At 33.3% G+C, this 22,006-nt stretch carries 18 protein-coding genes; 3 read left to right on the top strand and 15 right to left on the bottom strand.

Annotated elements, in window-relative coordinates; all coding sequences use genetic code 11:
• Nucleotides 1-3 precede the first annotated feature (3 nt).
• Both ACNQGO_RS01535 and ACNQGO_RS01530 read right to left on the bottom strand, forming a co-directional pair.
• Nucleotides 4-1,173 carry a DUF1501 domain-containing protein gene (locus ACNQGO_RS01535; RefSeq protein ID WP_417983951.1) on the bottom strand — a complete coding sequence of 390 codons (1,170 nt, stop codon included), beginning with the start codon at nucleotides 1,171-1,173 and terminating at the stop codon, nucleotides 4-6.
• A gap of 10 nt (nucleotides 1,174-1,183) precedes the next feature.
• Nucleotides 1,184-2,572: a DUF1800 domain-containing protein gene (locus ACNQGO_RS01530; protein WP_417983950.1), complete on the bottom strand. Its 1,389-nt coding sequence runs from the start codon at nucleotides 2,570-2,572 to the stop codon at nucleotides 1,184-1,186.
• 147 nt (nucleotides 2,573-2,719) lie between these two features.
• Between ACNQGO_RS01530 and ACNQGO_RS01525 the strand changes: the two genes are divergently transcribed.
• The gene (locus ACNQGO_RS01525; RefSeq protein ID WP_417983949.1) at nucleotides 2,720-4,837 is read left to right on the top strand and encodes a TonB-dependent receptor domain-containing protein; all 2,118 of its coding nucleotides are present in this window, start codon (nucleotides 2,720-2,722) and stop codon (nucleotides 4,835-4,837) included.
• Between the two features lie 68 nt (nucleotides 4,838-4,905).
• Here ACNQGO_RS01525 and ACNQGO_RS01520 read toward each other — a convergent pair whose 3' ends face one another.
• Nucleotides 4,906-5,298: a DUF2721 domain-containing protein gene (locus tag ACNQGO_RS01520; protein WP_417983948.1), complete on the bottom strand. Its 393-nt coding sequence runs from the start codon at nucleotides 5,296-5,298 to the stop codon at nucleotides 4,906-4,908.
• Nucleotides 5,299-5,507: 209 nt separating this feature from the next.
• On the bottom strand, nucleotides 5,508-6,776 hold the full coding sequence (locus tag ACNQGO_RS01515; RefSeq protein ID WP_417983947.1) for a M20/M25/M40 family metallo-hydrolase: 1,269 nt from the start codon (nucleotides 6,774-6,776) through the stop codon (nucleotides 5,508-5,510).
• A gap of 533 nt (nucleotides 6,777-7,309) precedes the next feature.
• Between ACNQGO_RS01515 and ACNQGO_RS01510 the strand changes: the two genes are divergently transcribed.
• On the top strand, nucleotides 7,310-8,863 hold the full coding sequence (locus tag ACNQGO_RS01510) for a DUF2254 family protein (RefSeq protein WP_417983946.1): 1,554 nt from the start codon (nucleotides 7,310-7,312) through the stop codon (nucleotides 8,861-8,863).
• Between the two features lie 424 nt (nucleotides 8,864-9,287).
• Here the strand turns inward: ACNQGO_RS01510 and ACNQGO_RS01505 are convergent, their stop codons facing one another.
• The 6 genes from ACNQGO_RS01505 to ACNQGO_RS01480 form a co-directional block, all read right to left on the bottom strand.
• Nucleotides 9,288-9,878 (bottom strand): hypothetical protein, encoded by a 591-nt coding sequence (locus ACNQGO_RS01505; RefSeq protein WP_417983945.1) that lies wholly within the window; start codon nucleotides 9,876-9,878, stop codon nucleotides 9,288-9,290.
• A 200-nt stretch (nucleotides 9,879-10,078) separates the two neighbouring features.
• Nucleotides 10,079-10,279, bottom strand: coding sequence for a DUF4177 domain-containing protein (locus ACNQGO_RS01500; protein ID WP_417983944.1), 201 nt, complete (start codon nucleotides 10,277-10,279; stop codon nucleotides 10,079-10,081).
• A gap of 382 nt (nucleotides 10,280-10,661) precedes the next feature.
• Entirely contained in the window at nucleotides 10,662-11,216 is a 555-nt protein-coding gene (locus tag ACNQGO_RS01495; RefSeq protein WP_417984065.1) for an REP-associated tyrosine transposase, read from the bottom strand.
• 284 nt (nucleotides 11,217-11,500) lie between these two features.
• The gene (locus ACNQGO_RS01490; RefSeq protein WP_417983943.1) at nucleotides 11,501-12,274 is read right to left on the bottom strand and encodes a DUF3667 domain-containing protein; all 774 of its coding nucleotides are present in this window, start codon (nucleotides 12,272-12,274) and stop codon (nucleotides 11,501-11,503) included.
• A gap of 336 nt (nucleotides 12,275-12,610) precedes the next feature.
• Complete coding sequence (locus ACNQGO_RS01485; RefSeq protein WP_417983942.1) at nucleotides 12,611-12,886, bottom strand: hypothetical protein; 276 nt, start codon at nucleotides 12,884-12,886, stop codon at nucleotides 12,611-12,613.
• A gap of 589 nt (nucleotides 12,887-13,475) precedes the next feature.
• Nucleotides 13,476-16,727 (bottom strand): S41 family peptidase, encoded by a 3,252-nt coding sequence (locus ACNQGO_RS01480; RefSeq protein WP_417983941.1) that lies wholly within the window; start codon nucleotides 16,725-16,727, stop codon nucleotides 13,476-13,478.
• Nucleotides 16,728-17,024: 297 nt separating this feature from the next.
• Between ACNQGO_RS01480 and ACNQGO_RS01475 the strand changes: the two genes are divergently transcribed.
• Nucleotides 17,025-17,492: a hypothetical protein gene (locus tag ACNQGO_RS01475; protein ID WP_417948188.1), complete on the top strand. Its 468-nt coding sequence runs from the start codon at nucleotides 17,025-17,027 to the stop codon at nucleotides 17,490-17,492.
• 121 nt (nucleotides 17,493-17,613) lie between these two features.
• On the opposite strand, the gene ACNQGO_RS01470 is transcribed toward ACNQGO_RS01475, so the two are convergent.
• From ACNQGO_RS01470 to ACNQGO_RS01450, 5 genes are all read right to left on the bottom strand, one after another.
• A complete protein-coding gene (locus ACNQGO_RS01470; protein ID WP_417983940.1) occupies nucleotides 17,614-18,594 on the bottom strand; it encodes an endo alpha-1,4 polygalactosaminidase in 981 nt (326 codons plus the stop codon).
• Between the two features lie 252 nt (nucleotides 18,595-18,846).
• Complete coding sequence (locus ACNQGO_RS01465; protein WP_417948000.1) at nucleotides 18,847-19,233, bottom strand: DUF4440 domain-containing protein; 387 nt, start codon at nucleotides 19,231-19,233, stop codon at nucleotides 18,847-18,849.
• Between the two features lie 233 nt (nucleotides 19,234-19,466).
• Nucleotides 19,467-19,724 carry a hypothetical protein gene (locus ACNQGO_RS01460; protein ID WP_417947999.1) on the bottom strand — a complete coding sequence of 86 codons (258 nt, stop codon included), beginning with the start codon at nucleotides 19,722-19,724 and terminating at the stop codon, nucleotides 19,467-19,469.
• A gap of 430 nt (nucleotides 19,725-20,154) precedes the next feature.
• A complete protein-coding gene (locus ACNQGO_RS01455) occupies nucleotides 20,155-20,823 on the bottom strand; it encodes a DUF6624 domain-containing protein (protein WP_417983939.1) in 669 nt (222 codons plus the stop codon).
• A 248-nt stretch (nucleotides 20,824-21,071) separates the two neighbouring features.
• Nucleotides 21,072-21,860 (bottom strand): peroxiredoxin family protein, encoded by a 789-nt coding sequence (locus ACNQGO_RS01450; RefSeq protein ID WP_417983938.1) that lies wholly within the window; start codon nucleotides 21,858-21,860, stop codon nucleotides 21,072-21,074.
• Between the last annotated feature and the right edge of the window lie 146 nt (nucleotides 21,861-22,006).

Below are 22,006 nucleotides of genomic sequence, written 5' to 3'. Positions count from 1 at the left end.
AACTTAAAAAAGTCCTTTCAAAATAGGGTTTTGTATGCCAATTCGAGTAGGATCAAAGTCTAGTTTGTTTCTCAAAATCGAAGCATATACACTTCTAAAATCAATATCGTGTTTTAAATCACCTTGATCTAAATCAGCAAGATCAGGGTTTCGACCTATTATTTTTCCTTGGTTGTTTCCACCAATGATGAACATTGGAGCGGCTGTTCCGTGATCAGTTCCTTTTCCGTTATCTCTAACGCGGCGACCAAACTCTGAAAACACTACAATGGTTGCATTTTGCAACAGCTGTGCTTTTTTTAAATCTTCATAAAAATTAAAAACAGCATCGTTCAGTTCTGTGAGCTTGTTTTTATGAATGGCGAGTTGGTTGTCGTGCGTGTCAAAACCACCCAATGAGGTATAATATATTTTTGAATTCAGGTTGCCTTTGATCAGTTTGGCAATCCATTCGAGATTTTTTGATAATCCTGTTTTTGGATACACTACATCCGAGGATGCTGATTTTGTTATGGCTTTTTGAATGTCATCAGAGCCTTCTACAACAGAATTGGCTATTTTTCGAACAAAATCTAACTGTGGGTTATTCGATAACTGGCTGTCATTTTCCAGTTTATTTTTAGTAACAAATCGGTTCGGATCTTTAACAGTAAGCGAGTTGGGTTCTTCGCCTTTGAGTGCCAAATTATCGATACTGTCAATATTTATACCTGCTGTAGGTTGGTGTTCTTTGCATTGCAAATCCAAGTAGCGACCCAACCAACCGTTATTTAAATACTCTTGATTAGTGGGAGCAGTTTGCCAAATTTCTTGACTTCGAAAATGAGAACGTGCAGGATTGGGATAGCCCACATTTTGAATAACCGATAGATCTCCATTTTGTTGCATACGCGCAAATCCCTTCAAAGCAGGATGAAACGCCATTCCTTTAGCTGCATTTAGTACTTCATCTTTAGTGAGTGCAATTTTTGGACGCAAGTCATAATAGAGTGCATCTTCAAACGGAATGAATGTATTTAATCCGTCATTTCCACCATTTAATTGTACAAAAACAACACATTGTTCGCCGATTACTAGATTGTTTTGCGAACCGAAGGAATACAGAAAATCAGGCAATAGAAGTGAACCTCCTGTAAAGGTTCCGGTCAGTGTCAAAAAATGTCTTCTGTTCATAATTGTAGTTTTAGATGAGTTGGAATTCAGGTGTTTTAATCATGTAATTGAACAAGCGCATCACAGCGTTTTCGGAACCCGCTGTTTTAGGATCAAAATCATATTTCAATATTTTTTCAAAATCGGTTTGACTGTAATCGTCTGTTTGAAACAGCAATCGGTCTTTAAGTTCGTTTATGATTTCCTTGTTAGTGCCAGTCTTGTTCCAATTTAATTGCACAGAGAGTAGCTTTTTGGGATTTTGTCGCATCATATTGTCTTCATTTTTTGCACCACGGTTCAAACTTTTACCATTGCAAAGTAAATCGGCGGCATTATTTCGTTGCAGAAAGATCTGTGATGTCAACCAAGAATTTCCACCGTCCCAGCCTTTCACGTTGGGTTGATCAAATAAATCCATCCCTTGTTGTTTGATCAAAAAGGCAATTAGTTTGGTATTCGGATTAACAATTTGTAGTTCGTTCATGATCTGCAAACTGTATTCTAAAGCGTTTTTAATCTTAGAACCAGCAGTGTTTTTAGCAAACTCTTCGGTAAAAATTTTTTCTAAAAGCGGCTTGATTTCAAAGTTCATCTTTTTAAAATAGTCTCCATAATAGCGTACCAAATCTTCTGTTGGACGATCGTAAATAAACCATTGCAAAATTTTCCGAGTAATCAAATACGGAATATTGGGTTGATCAAAAATAATATCCACCATTTCGTTCAGTTTGAAATTTCCCTTTTTTCCTAAATAAGTAAAACTATCTTGCTCTTCAAAAAATTTACGATAAACCGCGTTGTCTTCACCAATACCGAGTCCAGCCAAACCTTTAGCGCCATTTTTTATATCTTCCTCCGAGTAATTTCCTATTCCTAGTGTGAACAGTTCCAATAATTCACGACTTAAATTTTCGTTCAGTTTTCCTTTTCGATTGTCCATATTATCCAGATAACGCACCATTGCATTGCTTTGAATAATCGCTTTGGTCAAGGTTTTGAAATTACCAAAAGCATGTTCGCGTAAAATTTGGTTGTGCTGAAAAATCCAGTAATTTACTTTTACTTTTTGGGAAGTAGTGACAAAATGATTGTGCCAAAAGCAGGTCATTTTTTCACGCAATGGCAACTCATTTTGATACATTTTGTCAATCCACCACGCTTTCATGGCAAGGGTCGATTGACCTTCTTGTTTGCGAATTTCCTTTACTTGCTCTGGAGTAGCGTTTTTCAGCTTATTTCGGAGTTCTTTATATTCACTGATGGTTTTTGGACTATTTTCTAAAAAATCAGGAATTTTTGCATCAAATGGAGTGGCAAAGGATTGCTCCAAGAAGTTTTTTAAACCTAATTTTTTGATGGTCGCCGCTTGTTGCGCTGAATATCCGAGTCGTAAAGACCAAAGGGTGTGGTTGTTCATAATCGTAAAGTGCTATACGAGTTAGACTTAAAACGTGTTCTATGGTTTAATCTAAAGCTTGATTGGTATATTGCTGTTGATATTTTTTCATTCTTGTTGTAACATATCAGCTAAAACGCGGACTTATGGAATATCTATATAAAAATCATGAAAAAAATACAGTTGATTGCCTTGTTGAGTCTTACCAGTTTTTATACCCTTTCGGCTCAAACTACTCCCGAAAAAGCTCCTGAAAAAACAACCGAATTAAACGAGGTTACTATTATAAAAACTAAAAAAGCGATAGAACAAAAAGCCGATCGTACAATATTTAACTTTGCCGATCAGCCCAATTTAAATACTGGTTCTGTGCTAGAAGGGATCAAAAAATTACCTGGTTTAATCGCTTCAGATATTGCTGGAATGATGTACCAAGGAAAACAATTGGACGTTTTTATGGACGGTAGACCATTGAATATTTCTACGAATGAGTTGAACGCTTTTCTAGAGGGGATGCCAGCTAATGCAATTGAAAAAATTGAAATTATTACACAACCAGGAGCAGAGTTTCCTGCCACTTCTGGTGGTGCAATTTTAAATATTATTACCAATAAAAATGCAAAAAACTACCTGAGTGCAACCTATACCAACAGTACAAGTTTTACGAGTTATGATGATGTGCGGTTGAGAATGAACAACAGTCTTTTGTTGAGTGCCAAGAATAAATATTTTGGATGGCAGTTAAATCTTGGCCAAAATTATAGAGAAAGCGCCGTGTGGTCTTCTCTTCAAAAACAGGAAAATGGCATGAATTCCTTACTTTCTAAAACAGATGCGGATCGTACAGGGAGAAATAATTTTATCAAATCGGCGCTGACATTTGATATTGGGAAAGATCGTTTGTTGCTTAATTATGATGTAACGCACAACAATAATGATAGCAATACATTAGGAAGCGGACCAGGATTTAGCACCAATGATGCTTCTCAAAGTACGGGCTTGCGCCAAGATGCTGTCGTGACCTATCAGAAAAAATTTAAAGAAGCTGCTAAAAAGTTGGAATTTAAATTCAATTATAACAACAATACTAATGATTTTCAATTGAATCCAGTGGGAAGCTCAACGTCAACGTTAGATAATTCATCGAATCAAAATTTATACAACGCTAAGTTTGATTATTCTCAACCTATGAAGTTTTCGGATGAAGGGAAAATTAGTTTTGGAGCATTATACGAAGAGTTGCTTTTTGATGCAAAGAGTATGGGAACCACTAACTTGGAATACAAACGTAGAACGACCGCATCGTATCTAGAATTCCAGACTAAGTTTGACAAAATAAATTTTATTGTTGGTGGTCGTGCCGAAGATTACAACATAACAGGTAAAACTGACGTGGCTGTTTTGAGTTCATTCAAACAGTTTCGCTTTTTTCCAAATGCAAGCGCGCAGTACAATTTTAGTACATCCGTTAATTTTAATGTGAATTATAATAAAAAAATCACCTTACCAAGCACTTCTGCTTTGAACCCAAACAATACCAATTATCAAAACCCAAATGTAGATTATTCTGGTAATCCGAACCTGCAGCCTACGATTTTTGATAATTACGAAGTAAAGTTAAGCGCCTTTGATTATGCTTTTATTAGTTACAACATCAGTTCGGCAAAGAACCAAGTGATCAATAGAGTGACGCTTAATAATGATGTAGTGAGCAATACAAATGAGAATATTCCCGAAGTGAAGATTCATAATTTTAGTGTGGGCATGCCAATTCCGTATATGTTGTTTACTAAAGGCTTCGCTGAAACTATGAAAATGAATGTGAATCCAGATACCATGAACTTTTTATACGTGTATACAGGTTATCAATACCACCAAATTCCCAACGTTGATACCAATGGTTTTTGGATGTTTAACTTCATGTCGCAAATAGTACTTCCAAAAAAGATAAAGTTTGTAGCCAACTATAATTACGTTGTGCCAAAAGGAAACTATTTTTATTTTATCGCAGTAGAACCGCTAAGAAATTCATTGGATTTAACCTTTTCTAAAAAGTTTTTGAAAGACCAATTGACACTTTCTGTTTTTGCCGATGATGTTTTGAATACCAATAGGAATGCTTTCAACGCTTTTGAAACACCTTTGTTAATTAGCAGCAAACAAGACACTAGGAAATTTGGCTTTAGCTTAAATTATAAAATTCCAACGAAAAATAAATTGGCCAAAGAAACCCCGAATTTATTAAACAAAGAGAAGAAAGAAGAAGAAGGAATTATAACGCAATAACATTTTACAATAATAATAAAAAGAGCTGTAAGATTATTTTACAGCTCTTTTTTTGTAAAATCAGGTGCTTATTTATGCATCAAGTCGCTTAAATGCAAACGCAAGGCATTTACAGAAATACTGATTTCCCAAAATGATAATCCCAAGGAAATTAATAATCCCAATAAACTCATCCCAAAAAGATAAATTCCAGCAGTTTGTTGCTCTAAAAATAAGAGTAGCATTGCAAAAACAGATAGAAACAAACTCAATACGCCCGCTAATTGCATATTTCGAATAAGGGTTAAGCGCAAGTTTAGATTTTTAATTTCTAATAAAATCAGGTCGTTTGCTTTTTCTTTGTATGTTTTTTTCAGCCCACGTACAATAGTAGCAAGTGTCAAGAAACGATTGGTATACGCCAGTAAAATTAGTGAAGTAGCACCAAAAAGTAGGGCAGGAGTTTCTATTTGTAATATCATTTTTAATAGTTTAAATTGAAGATGCAAATTTCAATAAACAAATTGGGATAACTACTTTCTTGTGTACAAAAGTTGTTAATTGCTTTAAATAGAGAATTTTATAAAGTAGGCTTGTTTATTCTTAAATGGAATTCAATTCCATTCAATTGTAAACTGCTACTCCTATAAAAAGCTGTAAATGCCTTTTAATTTTGCGTTAATCTGTAAATTTAAATCGCAGCTCGTTGAATTAAATACGGAAATTCTTTTAGGTTAATAGTTTCACCAGCAGCATGGGCACCCTTGCCAGAAGAACCTAAACCATCTATACAATCTACATATTTAGCTATATACGAAATATCACCAGCACCTCTAGAACCAGGGTCTCCGGCAACTGTTTTACCTATTCCCATGTCTTGAGAAATACTATCAATAGTAGCAAGTAAGCGATTATTACCTTCTTTTGGAGCCATTTCAGGTATACCATCGCTAAAACTAATTGTAGCCTTTGTGCCATTTAGATTATTGGCTACAATAGCTTTCATTTTTTCTCTGGCTGTTTCTTTTTGTTCATCGGTCAAGAAACGTAAATCACCAACAACGGTAACTGTAGGCGAAATGATATTTGTTTTACCTATTGCATCACCTTTGGCTTTATCAGCATCATAATTCATTTCTGAGCCGCCAACTATCAATCCTGGATTAAAGGTCAAATACTTTTCTTGACTCAATTGCAAACGAAAATCATTTAGAATTCTTGCAGATTCATAAATAGCACCATAGCCAGAATTACTACTGAAAATACCCTGAGAGTGGCCAGTTTTGGCAGTCACATTTAATGTCCAGCTGCTAGCTCCACGACGAGCTGTTGTAACCGTGTTGAGACCGATGGCTGTTTCAAAACCTAATGCTACATCACATTGCTGAGCTCGTGTTATAAAATCTTTTCGGCTTACGCTAATGGGTAGACCAGCTCTTTCTTCATCTCCTGTAAAATAAACTATTATTGATGCGCTGTCTAATAAGCCTAAATTTTTTAAGGCTTGCAATGCTGCAATAACTACTACATCACCCCCTTTCATATCAATAGCACCCTGCCCTGTGGCTGTTGAGTCATTTAACATTGTCCAATTATTGGCAGGCATATTTGGTTCAAAAACCGTATCTAAATGCCCAATAATAAAGATACGTTTTCCCTTAGTTCCTTTTTTGGTGGCCACTAAATGACCAGCTCGTTGCAAACTATCAGGCAAGCTTATCCATTCGCTTTTAAGTCCAGCTTTTTCTAGCTCGGCACTGTAAATGGCGCCTACTTTTTTTACACCTTCAATATTTAGTGTTCCACTATTGATGTTGACTGTTTTAATCAGTAAATCTTTAGTTTCTGGCAAATGCTCATTGATATAGGCAACTATCTTTTTTTCTGTATTAGATAAATTTTGTGCTTTGCCATTGATGAAAGCAATTAAAAAACAAAGTGATAGGAATATTTTCTTCATTATGGTACATTTTAAAATTCTAATTATCCTTTTGGTCGCGAGAACTTGCAATTCAAAGCTACAAAGGCTTCATGTTAAAACAAATCTAATCAAAAAAATCTATTTCATTTTCTAAATAAGAAAACTCCAGTAGCGCCGAAATACTTCTTCAGTTCGCTATCGCTTTTGTTTATGCTGTATCACTCTAATTGGCAACAAAAAAACGCGATGTTTTAACCAAGCAGGAATGCTACAAATCTCAACTTAAAATAATTTTCGTAGTTTTAAAAAATATAACTTTTTTACTCGAATTGTTTGTTCAACTTTGTGGGCACGGATTGTAAAACCGAGATCAGTAAATACATTTTAGCATAAATATAGAACTCAATTTTGCTGGTTTATTCCCATTAAATGTAAATAAGATTCCAGTAAAAAGCCCTACTTGGAGCCATAATTTTGAAATGTTCATTTTTAAAGAAATATTGTTTTTGTATCGAAAGTTTATCAACGTTTGTAAATTGATTTTTAGTAGTTTTACTTTTTATAGATAGACCATGAGACAAAAACTGAAATATACGCTTAAAAAAATATTCATTCACCGATTGAAAGATCTCGGGACCTTTTTAAGTGCGGTTTATGCCCTTTTTATTGGATCGGCTTTGATGTTTCTAGAATACCACGTTGATTTTGGATCGTTGTTTCAAATAAACAAATTAGAAACTTACACGCGCTTAGTAGGGGTAGCTAATATCTTGATATCTATTCTTATTGGGATTTCACTCACTACATTTTCAGTGATATTTGTGGTAATGCAATTGGCTTCGTCGCAATTTTCTCCCCGAATTTTGAGGCATTTTTTAGTCAATGATTTTAAAATGCAAAAGTTTGTGGGCTTATTTGTAGGTACTATTTCGCTTTGTGTTTTGCCGCAATTAGTATCGGTGTTTTTCCCTCAAACTCCTTTTCTTTTAACACTTTTTGTGGGTTCCCTTTTTGCTTTTTATGGTTTGGCTTGGTCTTATCCTAGGATGATTACCTATTTGAGCATTAATATGAATGTGGCCAGCATTACGAATCGCATAAAGATTGATATGGTTGAGGAAATCAATATTTTGTATCCGGACACTTGGTGTGTGGGTAAAAATCTCTTGAACAAACGTTCTCTCATTGATCCTAATAAGTTCAAAATCCAGATTGTGAGTCCGTTTGAATCAGGTTACTTAGACAGTGTAAATTATAAGAAATTAGAAAGAGTATCAACTTATATTTCACGTTCAGCTATAGCTCCTTATTTTGAAAATGCGTATCAAAAACCAATCGTTGGCGAATTTATAATGAAAGACACAACCGTACTTTTGGCATTGGTTTTTAATCAGGAAATTGCACCCAACCAAATTGCCGAATTAAGACAGGAAGTGAATAGTATTGTACGTGATGCGTTCAAGGTAGAGCAATTTAGGAGTCATACGCAAGACATAAATTTTGGCGTACGCAAATTAGTTGATATTGCCATCAAAGCAATTTCGCCAGCAGTTAATGATCCTACGACTTGTTTGAATTGTATTGACCAAATAGGCGAAATAGCCAAAGAATTAGCGTTGAAAGAATTTCCATCAGCTGATTCTAGAGCTGTCGAGTCCAAAAACATACAGGTCAACGAATTTAGTTTTGAACAGTTTATAGATTTCTGCTACGATCAAATTTTTCAGTGGGGCAAGTACGATCCTACAGTTGTTAAGCGTATTCTTAGATCCATTAGAATCATTCTTCCTTTGGTGCAAAACCCTTTTCATTTAAAAATTTTGATTCAGCAAGTAGTCGAAATGGAGTTGATGACCATTTACAATTTATCTAATTATGAAAACGGGAATCTGAAAATCTCAAAGGAAAAACTCAATACTATTGAAGTCGAGTTGGCTAATTTTAATCAGAAGGCGAAACAACAAATAAAAACTTTAGAGTTAAAAGGCATTCTGAAACACTATGAAAACAATCATTATTCGGATAATAACGAAATTACAAGAGCTGAAATTGAGGCGATTGAATATCTAAAAGCCTTCAAAACTGTAGACGAAACTATTTATAACATTGGAAATGAAATAGCATAAAAAAAAACCTGCAAGTTTGCGCTTGGATGTTCTTGTAGTATTTAGAACCGTCAGAGTATTTGCAATCCATGCGTATTCCAATGGTATATGGTTTAGGATTCTTTTTTGAAATTTTAAATTGAGGATTTCTTTTGTCCGATATACAATGCGAGCACGGATTGTAAATTTGCACGATTGGTAATGGCTGTGTAAAAAAAGTCAAATCCGCATGAGCGTGGAAACACAATAGCAAACACAAAATTGCTTCTCAAAATAAAAGAGAACACTCAATCCTATTGATATTCTTTATTAAAACTTTCTGATAATTCCATAGTATCTGCCAATGACTGGCTCTCCCGTAAGAACGGGACAAGCTATTCAACCGAAGTTTCATTGTTCGTGCTGTGCAGGAAACGAATCGCTAGCTATTAGTGGCAGTTTTAGTTTATTTACGTAATTTATATTCTTCAGTAATTATTTCTCTTACCTCTTTTCCTTTTTTATTTAATGTAATCAGACGTTTGTTTAAACTTAGTAGGTTAATCCTCCAAAAAAACCTACTTGAGTAAGCTTCATTTAATAAATTTTTCCCGTTTTCTGTTATAGGAATAGCTATAGAATTTTCGTTTTGGAGTTTTATTAAATCAAAAAACTGACCATATAAAGTATTGTTTGAAGCAATCGTATTCATGTTCGTTTGAGTAATATAGAGCAATCTTACAGTTTGGTCGTATTCCATAATTTTATCAGAAACTTTTTTATTTCTTATAATTCTTAAAGAACCACTACTTTTTAGTTGTTGAATTGTTCGGTCATTCTGAACAAAATCAGGAAATCCAAGAGTGGATAACCATAATTTATTAGCTTTATTTGAATTTTCTTGAATGTTTTTAGAAGTTATTTCTTTTAATAAAGCATTTATTAAAGTTATTCTATTTCTTAAATCGATTTGTAAATTTTCAGTTTGCTTAACATCAGCAGAGATATCCTCGACAATAGAATGAATATACTCATCCTCTCTATGATTTTCTATCATGACTTCAAGTCTCCATTCTGCGAGAAATCCGCAAAAAACAGCAAAAAATAACATTAAAAATTCCCGAATATAAGATTTCCAAGTTTTTTTTCCTTCATGATGTCCGTGGTGATGTACTTCTATATAATTATTTTACTTTAAATAAGTTATTTACATTTAAAATTTTGTTTTTAAAACTTTCTGCCAATAAGAATTGTATATTAAATATCTTTTTCAAAATACAAAAAAATATAAATTGCTAATCCAAAATTTGTTGAATTTGTTGTAACCAATCTATATCCATTTTTAGAATATTCATTAAGTTTTTCTTGAATTTCTTGTTTGGATGTTATTACAATGTGATTTTTGTCAAAAGAAAATTTTGAATAATAAATTAAGGTTTCTACTTTGTAGTCTTTCATTGTTTTATGGTTCTAGTTTTTAAAATTTTTGCCAAGTTGTAAACAAGCACAATAAACTAGCACCAGCCAATCTAGCCGGATTAAAGCGTTTTTATTTCATCTTATGCATTGCTCAAATATATTAAAATAATCTTACAAATTGTAATTTTGAAATACGAGTTTGTAAAAATTATCCGTCTCACATAGCCCCGATAGCAGTGAGAACCCTGCTCCCCGAAGTCTTCCTTTTTAGAACAAAATGTTATTAGAACTAGCTGCTGTGCGAATGTCCCCCGCTCTACGATGTCTTCCTTTTTAGCACAAAATATTATTAGAACTAGTTGGTGTGCGAATGTCTCTGACTTCGCACCCATTCCTATATGCCGTTCCAACTTTATCAAACTCAATATTCATTGTATTTGGTAAAATTATTTAAATTCATAACATCAACAATTGAATTATCTGCTTTTTCTATTTTCAATAATCCTGAATCTGAAACATAATTGCTGGCACTGGAATAAACATAATGCGAAGCTTTCTCGACAATTCCAGCCCTAACAGGATTCAGATGAATATAATCTAGCTTTGTCCACATAAACTTGTTGCTGTAAACTTCTTCAGGATGATTGCCATATTGCCAAAACTGATAATTTTTATTTCTGGAATGACTTTCGGTTGCCAATTTAAAGCGTTCCAACATCCATTCTCTTCTGCTTTCAGGGCTATTTTGAATTTTCTCTAAAATTGATTTCGCTGTAAATTTTTTGAAATCTCTAATCAAGTCAGATAGTGTTGCTTCTTGTGATTGTATTATCATGTGGATATGATTACTCATTATAACATATCCGTACAAAATCATTCCTTTATTGTGGATACAATAATCTAAACTTTCAATTATTACATCTTTATAAGTTTGTCTTGTAAAAACATCAATCCAATCTACAACGGTGAAAGTAATAAAATGCGGTTAAGTTTGGGCTCTTATTTTATATCCTTCTGACATTACTTTTTATCAAATGTAATTATTTATCGTATAAGTAAAAAATTGTGTTTGTTGCCTATTGGAGTAGGTGCGAAGTCAGAGACATTCGCATAGCAGCCCAGAATTTAAATAACGTTTTTTTTAATAATACTTCGAGCAGCTGGGATATTTTCTATTATTAGAATATTATTGCAAAAGATAAACGTAAATCTGCTACACTCCTTGAAGACTTCCTTTTTAGAACAAGAGCAGAAATAATTTTATGCATTGAAGTGTAATTTAATGGATGTAGTATTAGTAACGATTTTTGCAATAAGTGACATTATAACTACAATTTCAAAAAACAGAAGTGTATAAAACACAATTATTCTCCATATAAACCCTGTCATGGAATACTTTTTATAGGTCGCATTAAAATAGACCCAAAAAGGAAACAATACAATCAAGAAGAAATAAATGATTGTTAAAATACCTAAAAAGGATTTAATTTCCTCAAAGACTCTCAAAAGTGACAATAAGTTGACAAATAAACACAAAACCAAGATTCCCAACAAATTTATTCCGGCAATGATGAAATGCTCCGCTAGGTTGATTTTCAATCTTTTGAAAATCAGAAAAGCATTTACCGCAAATAACGGAACTAATCCAAATAGAATTAATTTTACATTATTCGATAAGAAGTTCATTAATTGTATTCCCTCATTTGTATTTTTAGAAACTGATGGAGGATTCAGGTCATGATAATAATGCACCGTTAGAATATTCAAAGCGATTATTATTAAAGAGAGTGCAAAAACATTATAGTAGTTTACTCTTTTGCCATGAATGTAATCTAAAGCTGCTTGCCCAGGTCTTGTAAATGTTTCTTTTAAAGTAAATAAGATTCCTTTTTCTATATGGAACACACCGTGTATGATATCGTGGGCAAAAAAATGCTTTAAGGTTATGGCGTGTGTATTGCTTTTTTGACCGCAATTCTGACAATAATTACCAGAAACATCTTGTTCACAGTTTAGGCATTGTTTGTTCTCCATGGGTTACTATTTTGCTTTTTAGAATAGGTTATATTTTGTAAGTAAAAGTAATAATTTATTGTCTCTAAATAAAAAAGCTTTCAAGAATATTATCTGAAAGCTTTATTAAAATTATTTTGTCTAGTCCTGAAATAGCGTGACATAAAAAGAACAGTTATAGGATATCATCAACAAAGAGCAGTAATTGCCAAAACAATAAATCATTTAAAAATCAACGAAATAGACTTCTAACCCGCTCCCCGAAGTCTTCCTTTTTAGCACAAAATGTTATTAGAACTAGTTGCTGTGCGAATGTCTCTGACTTCGCACCCATTCCTATATGCCGTTCCAACTTTATCAAACCCAATATTCATTGTATTTGGTAAAATTATTTAAATTCAGAACATCAACAATTATAGTGTCAGCTTTTTCTATTTTCAATAATCCTGAATCTGAAACATAATTATTGACACTGGAATAAACATAATGAGAAGCTTTCTCGACAATTCCAGCCCTTACAGGATTCAGATGAATATAATCTAGCTTTGTCCACATAAACTTGTTGCTGTAAACTACTTCAGGATGATTACCATATTGCCACACGAGCTCTTTCAGAGCGAGGTAGATGACCATTTACAATTTATCGAATTATGAAAACGGGAATTTAAAAATCTCAAAGGAAAAACTCAATACTATTGAAGTCGAGTTGGCTAATTTTAATCAGAAGGCGAAACAATAAATAAAAACTTTAGAGTTTTAAGGCATTCTGAAACACTATGAAAACAACCATTATTCGGATAATAACGAAATTACAAGAGCTGAAATTGAGGCGATTGAATATCTAAAAGCCTTAAAAACTGTAGACGAAACTATTTATAACAATGGAAATGAAATAGCATAAAAAAAAACCTGCAAGTTTGCGATTGAAGGTTCTTGTCTTATTTGGAAACCGTCAGAGGATTTGCTATCTATGCGTATTCCAATTGTCAATGTTAGATGGTTTAGGATGCTTTTTTGAAATTTTTAAATTGAGGATTTCTTTTGTCCGATATACCATGCGAGCACGGATTGTAAATTTGCACGATCGATGTTTGTTTTTATAGAATTGTACAATAAGTAAACCAAAAAAAGAGGCTGTCCAAAATTATTTGGAACAGCCTCTTTTTATTTTCGTTCACTCAACGTTGCTTAACTTTTGATGGAGCAATCTAAAATAAGCATCTTATTTAATGGTTTTTAGCATTTCTTCAACAGCTCTTTCTAATTGTTTGTCTTGTCCGTTCAAATAATCTTCGTATTTCAGTGCAACTGGAATATCTGGATTTACTTGTAAGTTTTCAGTGGGTCTGTTTTCTTTTCCGATAGTAGCTACCATTGGAATTCCGAAAACTAAAGTAGGATCAATTTGGGTTTCCCACCAAACGGCGGTTCCTGTTCCTGGTACGCCCATTCCAATTAATTTCCCAATTCCGTTTTGCTTGTACACGTATGGGAAAATAAATGCATCTGAATAATTGCCTTCGCCCATTAATACACAACTTGGTTTGGTCCATCTACCTAATGGTTCTGCATCTTTTAATCGGTTGCCTTGTGGGGCAAATTCAAGGTAGCGTTTGCCACTCAATAACGTATTCAAATCATCGTGTAACCAGCCACCACCATTAAATCGAGTATCGACAATCAAAGCTTCTTTTTCGAAATTTTTACCCATTACTTGGTCAAAAACTTCTCTAAAACTACCGTCATTCATGCCTTGTACGTGTACGTAGCCTACTTTACCGTTACTCAATTTTTCAGTAATTTGATTCATCTTACGAATCCAACGGTTGTACATTAAACCCGATTCTTCACCAAATGAAATCGGCTTAACCGATTCTTGAAACGCCACACCATTAGCATCAACTCCAGAAATTAGGATTAATTTACCTGTTTTTCTGTTCAAAAACTTAGCCCAATCCGTATTTGCAGTAATTTGCTCATTGTCAATTTTGTTGATAGTGGCGCCTGCTTTTAGCTTTAAGCCTGTTTTATCAAAAGGCCCGCCTACGATAACCTCAGTAACTTTTAAACCGTCAGCGGCATTTTTTTCATCGTATAGCAAACCCAAACATGCGGTAGCATCCATATTAGGAGGCGTAAAACTGTAGCGTCCTCCGGTGTGTGAGGCGTTGAGTTCTCCTAAAATTTCACTCAATAATTCCTGAAAATCATAGTTGTTATTGATGTGTCGTAAAAATTTAGCATAAGTTTCTTTATACATTTTCCAATCTACGCCATGTAATTTTGGGTCGTAAAATTTCTTAGCGGTCTGTCTCCACATGTGATTGAAAATATAGTTGCGCTCTGCTTCAGTGTTTAAAACCATCTCTGCCGATACACTGATTCCCGTAATTTTACCACTTTCGGTTTCAATTTTAGATAAGCCTCCTTCGTTTCGTACAAACAATGTTTTATTGTCTTTACTCAAAAATAAGGTACTTGGAGATGATCCTAGTTTGGCTAAAATCTTAGTTTCTTTGGTTTTGGTATCGGTTACCCAAAGGTCGAATCCTTTTTCAAAAGAAGCTAAATAGAACAGTTTACTCCCGTCATCATTAAACACAAAATCAGCAATAGAAGAGCTGTTGATGGTTACGCGTACTTTTCTGGTTTCAAGATCTGTTAAATCAGGATTCCAAACTACAACTTCTTCTTTTTTAGGAGTGTCTTTCTTATTTTTATCAGTGCTAGCAGCCGTTTTTTTGTCTTCGACTTCTTTTTCTTTGTCTTTTATTTCTTTGGCAAGTGCCGCTTCTTCTTTGGATAATTTAAAATTTTCAAAGTCTTTTTTATCGAAAAATACGGCGTACACATCGAGTTCTCTACTGCCTTGATTGGCGAGTGATTTTCGACCTTCTTTGCTGCTCAACCACGCAAGCGCTTTTCCTTTCATTTGTTGCTTGGCCGCATCTTCGCCAAAACCACTCATAATTGGGTATTTAGTTTCAGAACCATCGGCTTTGATCATCGCGGTATGGGTTGCATTAAAATTCCCCATGCTATCATCGACAAAAAGCCATTTGCTATCATCGCTCCAGTTAAAACCAAAATCGCCATCAGAATAACTGTGGTTTCTACCTTCGGGTAAAATGGTTCTTGAAGTTTTGCTAGCCAAATTGTATACACGAACAATATTGCGCTCTTCAACAAAAGCAATTTCTTTGCCGTCTGGGCTAAATTTAGGCATAAACTCTTCCTTATCAGAAGGAATTAGTTTTTCTTCTTTAATTAAGGTAGCTGAATAAAAATAAGCTTCTTCTTTTCGTTCTACTTTGGCTGTATAAAGATCCCAACTTTCACCACGCTCTGAAGCGTAAATCAGCGTTTTATTATCTGGTGACCATTGCACGTGGCGCTCTTGCTCTGGTGTGTTGGTGATTCTTTTAGTACTTCCACCGTCGGCATTGGTAACAAAAATTTCGCCTCTAGAAACAATTGCAATTTCTTTTCCGTTTGGACTTGGCACAAACTCTGAAATGGAACCTGCAATAGGTACGTTTTTCTCTACATTGCCTTTACCATCATTTTGGATCGTAATTTTTATTTTTTTTGGGCTTTGACCTTCTTTCAAAGTATAAATTTCACCGTCTTGCGAAAAGCACATGGTGTTATCTTGTGCTACACTTAAATGTCTTACTGGGTTGTTTTTAAAAGTAGTTAAAGCCGTTGCTGTTTTAGCAGATAGGTTTTGCTTGAAAATGTTTTGATTGCTGCCGTCAGCTTCGCTCAAAAAGAAAATATGTTGATTGTCGTTGCTGTATACCGGTTCGCGGTCTTCACCTTCGTAAGTGCTTAACTGCGTGTATGTTTTTTTGTTGACATCAAACACCCAAATATCTCGGGTTACACTGCTGGTATGGTGTTTACGTAGGGCATCTTCATATCCTTTGCGGTCTTGGAAAACAATTTGATTTCCAGCTGCATTGTAGCGAGCATATTCTATTCCGCCCTCAGTAACCAACACCGGTTTTCCGCCAGTTGCCGCAACCGTATATAAATTTTGGAACAAACGCGGCGAGTAAAAATGAATGTTATTGCTGCTCGTTTGACGGCTAGAACCAAATAATACATTTTTACTATCAGGTGAAAAATCATAAGGATAATCAGCGGCTGAGTTAAACGTTAATCGGGTAGGAGTTCCTCCGGTTACGGGTAGCGTAAACACATCAAAATTACCGTAGCGATCACTAGCAAAAGCAATTTGCTTGCCATCTTTGCTCCACACAGGCATCATGTCATGTCCTTCATGAATGGTAATAGGAACGGCAGTACCGCCTTGGGCATTGACTACATAGATATCGCCTTTGTAGCCAAAAGCAATGTTTTTGCCATCAGGAGAAAGTACTGGATGGCGCAACCAGAGGGCATCTTGTGCGAATGATACTGTGCTTGCTACTAACAATAAGCCACAATATAGAGATGATTTTAAATTCATAATTAATTAAGAGTTTGGTTCTTCATTTAGTAGCTTATTTTGAGATTTTGTTACACGTTTGATTTGTTTTTTTGAGATTTGAAAAAGCAAAAAAGGAGAAGACTTTTTTAAGTTCAAGTCTCGTTCATTGGTCAACTTAGTAAAGGAGGATATGCTTAAAAGTGAAGGATTACCGTGCAGTTTCTTACTTTTTTTTTAAAATAATACTATTCTTGGGTAGGGTAAAATACTTTCTAGTTGTCTTACTATTGAAGTTAGAAATAAAATAGATAGTAACTGTAACAAAAAATTATAATCATGAGAACAATTAAATCTTTACTGATCCTACTTTTTTTGGGAACAATAGCAACGGCACATGCACAAGAAGCCAGTGTAAAAAGTGAAACAAATGTAAATTTCAATACGGATAAAATTACGTATTATCAGCAAAGGGGCAGAGAAGATGCCAATTACGAGTTGACCTTTACAGCTCAAACTAAAGCCGAAGAAAAGGCTTTTTGGAAAGAGCAAAAAGAGTACGAAAAGGAGTTAAAGAAAAAGAATAGAAAAGCGTATCAGGCCTATATTGCCAGCAAGGAAGATGTTTACACAAGGCATCATTCTCATTGTGATTCCCATTGTCAACACAGCGATGCCTTTTATGGACACGCAGGATTTTATTATTATGAATACGATCAAAGAAATTATCAAAGAGGACCAAGCAATACTTCGGTACGTACACAAATAGGAGTGCGTGCTCCTAGCGTACGATTAGGCCTTTTTTAATATATTGATCTTTGTAAAAAGCCGTTTTTTCTAGTTGAGAAAGAACGGCTTTATTTGTTTGACATCAGGTTTTTATTATTCGTGCTGTACACGCAAAAAACTCTAGCTGCTAATGGTAGTTTTATTGTTCATAGTATTCAAAAGCGTCAATTATGTCTAAATATACTCCGTCAAAATTTGAATCTATTATTTTTTTTACGTAAGAGTTGTTGTTATCATAAATAATGTTCTGCCATTCTTTATTCCAATATTTTACTTTATAATTTCCTGCCCAATTTGGGTTTTGGGTATCTAACCAACTTGGTTTATTTGTATTCCAACTCGGTTGCCAATAATATCTATAATTTTCTGCTTCGCCAATAGACATATAAGAAAGGATTAATCTTTTTCCACCATTAGCTTTGTTTTTTAATTGTGTAATTTCTGAACTTGTAAATTGTGTATTGTCTTTAAAAAACAAGTCCATTATGAGTAAATCATAGTTGGTTGATGCAACAGCTTTAATAAATTCACTTTTTGATGTGAAATTTGTAGGATTGATTAGATACAAGAAATTTTTTACTTGAGATAAATTATTGATTACTACATTGTTTTCTTGATATATTGAATTGGGATAGGCTGGTATGTTAGTTAGTTCTCTCTGATTTGCTGAAAAAGATATATATCCCGCATTAAAGTTTTCAAGATAAGAATTTGTCATTTTTGATTGAGTAGAACAATAGTCAGTTACTAAAATGGTTTTGCCTGCGTTTTTTGAAATATTTAATAGTTCTCTCAAGTAATTATTATCTATTGAAGAGGTTGCTTGGTCGTCATTGTCATAACCATAAAACAAGTCTTCTTGCCCATTAGCATCTATTGCCTTTAGGTAATCTGTATGAGGTTGTCCTGATATTTGACCATTGCTACTTACTAACTCTATTCCGTTTTGTGGAACAATAAGGAAATTTGGTTTTATTGCTTTCGAGTATTGACTGATCCCGATTACAAACTCTCTCATTTTTTGTTTGAATTCGGTTTCATTGTCAAGATTATCATCGTCTTTACTACAAGATGGAAACGAAAATATTAATGTTGCTAAAATAAATGTCTTGAACTTCATATGTATCTTATCTTTTTTTAGGATGAGAGGTTATGTAAAATTAACCTCGCCGTCTTGAACGTATGGGTAGCGTTATGTGTTTAGCTCGTGCTCATAATCTTTATCAATTCAAATTAATCACTAAAATCGTTAAATTGCTATATCCATACTTTCTGGCAGAACTATATTTTCAATCTTTTGGGTCTGTAATAAAGTAAGGCACCAATAGGATTTTTGGTTCAACTACAAAGATAGTGTTTAATAGCATTTTTTTTATTCACTTTTTACTCTTGTAGAATGCAGCATATCAAACTTCCAACTTTTAGGGGTTGAAATCGCCGTGGCGCTTTCTAGCCAATGTGTTTTTCTAATAACTTTATCGTTAACGGAAATGGTAGCATAGTTGTGGTAGGACACCCAAGCGGTTTTGTTGGTAACTTTGATATCTATAATTTGAATGGTGTTTACTCGTTTTGGGATGGGTAAATTGAGTTTGGCTGTATTCAAATACTTTGCAATAATATCGTTATTCCACACTTCTCCGTGTTCCAAAAGCAAGAAATCCTTGGTGTAATATTTCTCAATGTTTTTAGCTTCTATTTTGGACCATATTTCATCAAACGATTCGAGTACTAAATTTTGAATTTGTTTTTTATGCATTTCATTTGAAACTTGAGCGAATGCTATCGAATTAAAAAACAGCATCAAAATTATGGTTTTACGTCTTTTAATTGTTATTGAAAGTAAATTAACAGCTGGATGAGGAAATAAATGTAGCTATTTTTTCATGTTGCTGCAACTTTTATAGTTTGTCGCGCGAAAAGTGATATTACTTTTTTTATAAGGTAAGTAGATACTCATTGCAAACCAACGCCTGCGGAATAAAAAATCGATTATTTATAATTTATAATGTTTACGCAATGAATAAAAGGTTTGTCGTCTTCCATTAGGTAAAAATTCACCTCTATATTATTACTTAAATCAATAAAATTAGTTTCTATTGTTTTATAACCAAATGCATTAGCCGTTATAAAAAAATGTTTATATGTAGATTTTTCAGTTTTAAAAGAGTATTTCCCTGCAGGCGAAACATTGGCTTTAACACATACGGCTGTTATTTTAGCATCGCCAATAGGTTTGCCTGTTGACACGTCAAATATTTTACCACTAATATTAATTTCATCAGAATCATTTGTACTTATTGTGTTATTTGGAATGATTTTATACCCACCTTTATTGTATGTAGGGATTAGGCTTTTTTCAATTGAAGAACATCTAGTAAACTAGAATGCAATTGTTACAAAAATAAGAAATACGGTTTTTTGTCTCATAACTTACGTTTTTAACGCCCTGCTTTTATTCTTTTTTGAGTTTTTACAATTCCATCTGAATATTTTCCAGTTAATTCAGTGAAGATTGTGGATATTAATTTTTTTGCTGTATGTACTAGGGTGTGGGTGCGAAATCGGAGAAATTCGCACAGTAGTCGAGAATTTAAAGCGCGTTTTTATTAATAATACTTCGAGCAGCGGGGTTTTTAAGAGCGTTTTCTCAAAAACACTTCAAATTAGCTGGTGAGTTTTATTGATATAATTTTGGTTCTTTAATTCCTTGTTTTAAATAATAATCTTTGTTCATTTCAAAGTGACTTGTCGTCATTTCATTATAATATTCTTTAAATGAAGATAAATTATATTTTAATCTCAGATTATCAATATTTAATGAATCAAGTAATCCGTTTTTTGGAATTGCTTGTCCTACTTTATTGTATGTAACTTGCGAACCAAATCTCTGCTTTTGGTTTAGGTTAATTGCAATTCTATCCTCAAGCATTGCGTAATTAGATTTTTCGGCATTATTTTTCTCAATTTCTTTTGCTAATGCTTTAAGCATTTTCTTTTGGAACTTAATATCATTGTCCGCGTGTTGGATAGTAATCCAGAATTTTTTCGAGTATTCTTGACCAATCTTATCATATCCCAAATAACCATATTCTGAATATATTTTTTTAATTTTTTTTTGATTATCAATACCAACACTATCTCTTTTCATTTCAAAAATTTTCCAAGCTTCATTTTTTCCAAATTTTTTAATGAGGTCTTCAGAAGGAGTTGCAAAACTATATTTTTGGTCAATAGTAAATATGTAATCCAGTTCGGAAGTTATTTTTTCTTTATCAGAATTCGATATTTCTTTAGTTGAATTACAACTAATTATAACTAAAATTAAAAAAAATAATGATTTATTCATCTATTTCGATTTTTTTGGTAACATGGTCTATAAATTGGATGTAAGTAAAAAAACTTCCCAAACACTAACTAGTCTAGCTCGAGACATTCGCACAGCAGCTCAAGATTTAAAGGACGTTTTTTTTAACACTTCGAGCAGCGGGGGATAACTCCATAAGTGTTGACGGCATGTAATCGGTTCCGTTCAACACAGGTTTCATTGTTCGGCTTGCAGCCGCAACGAAACCTTATCTGTTAGCAGATGTTTTTTTACTTTTTTAGTAGTTCATTTATTTTATTTTCTAATTTTTTTAGTACGTTAAATGTCAGAACGTCATTTATATATTCAATTTTTCCATCTTTATCTATTATGATATTATAAGGATAATGCGGAATTTTAAATTGATCAATGATTGTTTTTCCGTTTGGAACTATTGTAAAATCTAATTTATGATTTATTAGAAATTTGTTTATTGTTTCTGTGTTATTCCAAGTTACAGCGAAAAATTCTACTTCTTGATTTATGTATTTTTGTTTTAAATTGTTCAATTCAGGAAACTCAGCGACACAAGGTTTACATCGAGTAAACCAAAAATTTAAAACGATTATTTTTCCTTTAAGATTTTCAAGATTAAATTTTTCCCCATTTAAATCTTCAAGATTTAGTTCACCAATTTTTGAACCGTCTAATTCATTTCTAAAATCTTTTTCAGCTTTAAGTTTATTTTTAATGTCTGTCTTTTTATTCTTGATTTCTTCTTTACTTAATTCTTTATTCAAAATTACAAGTTCATTTCTTATTGTATCTTTTAAAAGTATTTGCGTGTAATTAAAAATTTTTGAGTTTTTTATTAAAGAATCATTTTCTTTTTTCGTGTATGGCTTACCATTTTCGAATATAGACTTGATTATGATTTTCGGATTTTCTTTCTGAATTTCAATAAACTCATTTCTGTCTATTTTTTTACATTCTTCAATAGTAAATTTCTTTTCTTGACTAATTACTATGTTACTAAATAAAAGAATTATAAAAAATACAATTATGTTTTTTGATTTCATTTTTCGTGTTTTTAGGTAAAATATCTGCTAACGTCAGTTCGTCTAAAAACCTCCAAACAAACTGTATTTTGTTACTCATGGAGTAAATATATGTTATTTAAACTACATTTAAACTTCGTTCTATTAAAACTCGCTTTATGATTATT

The organism is Flavobacterium frigidum, from assembly GCF_048286735.1.
Lineage (GTDB): Bacteria > Bacteroidota > Bacteroidia > Flavobacteriales > Flavobacteriaceae > Flavobacterium.
Note: the sequence above shows the minus strand (reverse complement) of the source record. Positions and strands in the feature narration are given on the sequence as shown.

What these genes read in the sequence shown, in the direction of transcription:
- ACNQGO_RS01535 (WP_417983951.1), bottom strand. Translation starts at nt 1,173, where the DNA reads ATGAACAGAAGACATTTTTTGACACTGACCGGAACCTTTACAGGAGGT.
- ACNQGO_RS01530 (WP_417983950.1), bottom strand. Translation starts at nt 2,572, where the DNA reads ATGAACAACCACACCCTTTGGTCTTTACGACTCGGATATTCAGCGCAA.
- ACNQGO_RS01525 (WP_417983949.1), top strand. Translation starts at nt 2,720, where the DNA reads ATGAAAAAAATACAGTTGATTGCCTTGTTGAGTCTTACCAGTTTTTAT.
- ACNQGO_RS01520 (WP_417983948.1), bottom strand. Translation starts at nt 5,298, where the DNA reads ATGATATTACAAATAGAAACTCCTGCCCTACTTTTTGGTGCTACTTCA.
- ACNQGO_RS01515 (WP_417983947.1), bottom strand. Translation starts at nt 6,776, where the DNA reads ATGAAGAAAATATTCCTATCACTTTGTTTTTTAATTGCTTTCATCAAT.
- ACNQGO_RS01510 (WP_417983946.1), top strand. Translation starts at nt 7,310, where the DNA reads ATGAGACAAAAACTGAAATATACGCTTAAAAAAATATTCATTCACCGA.
- ACNQGO_RS01505 (WP_417983945.1), bottom strand. Translation starts at nt 9,878, where the DNA reads ATGATAGAAAATCATAGAGAGGATGAGTATATTCATTCTATTGTCGAG.
- ACNQGO_RS01500 (WP_417983944.1), bottom strand. Translation starts at nt 10,279, where the DNA reads ATGAAAGACTACAAAGTAGAAACCTTAATTTATTATTCAAAATTTTCT.
- ACNQGO_RS01490 (WP_417983943.1), bottom strand. Translation starts at nt 12,274, where the DNA reads ATGGAGAACAAACAATGCCTAAACTGTGAACAAGATGTTTCTGGTAAT.
- ACNQGO_RS01485 (WP_417983942.1), bottom strand. Translation starts at nt 12,886, where the DNA reads ATGGTCATCTACCTCGCTCTGAAAGAGCTCGTGTGGCAATATGGTAAT.
- ACNQGO_RS01480 (WP_417983941.1), bottom strand. Translation starts at nt 16,727, where the DNA reads ATGAATTTAAAATCATCTCTATATTGTGGCTTATTGTTAGTAGCAAGC.
- ACNQGO_RS01475 (WP_417948188.1), top strand. Translation starts at nt 17,025, where the DNA reads ATGAGAACAATTAAATCTTTACTGATCCTACTTTTTTTGGGAACAATA.
- ACNQGO_RS01470 (WP_417983940.1), bottom strand. Translation starts at nt 18,594, where the DNA reads ATGAAGTTCAAGACATTTATTTTAGCAACATTAATATTTTCGTTTCCA.
- ACNQGO_RS01465 (WP_417948000.1), bottom strand. Translation starts at nt 19,233, where the DNA reads ATGCATAAAAAACAAATTCAAAATTTAGTACTCGAATCGTTTGATGAA.
- ACNQGO_RS01455 (WP_417983939.1), bottom strand. Translation starts at nt 20,823, where the DNA reads ATGAATAAATCATTATTTTTTTTAATTTTAGTTATAATTAGTTGTAAT.
- ACNQGO_RS01450 (WP_417983938.1), bottom strand. Translation starts at nt 21,860, where the DNA reads ATGAAATCAAAAAACATAATTGTATTTTTTATAATTCTTTTATTTAGT.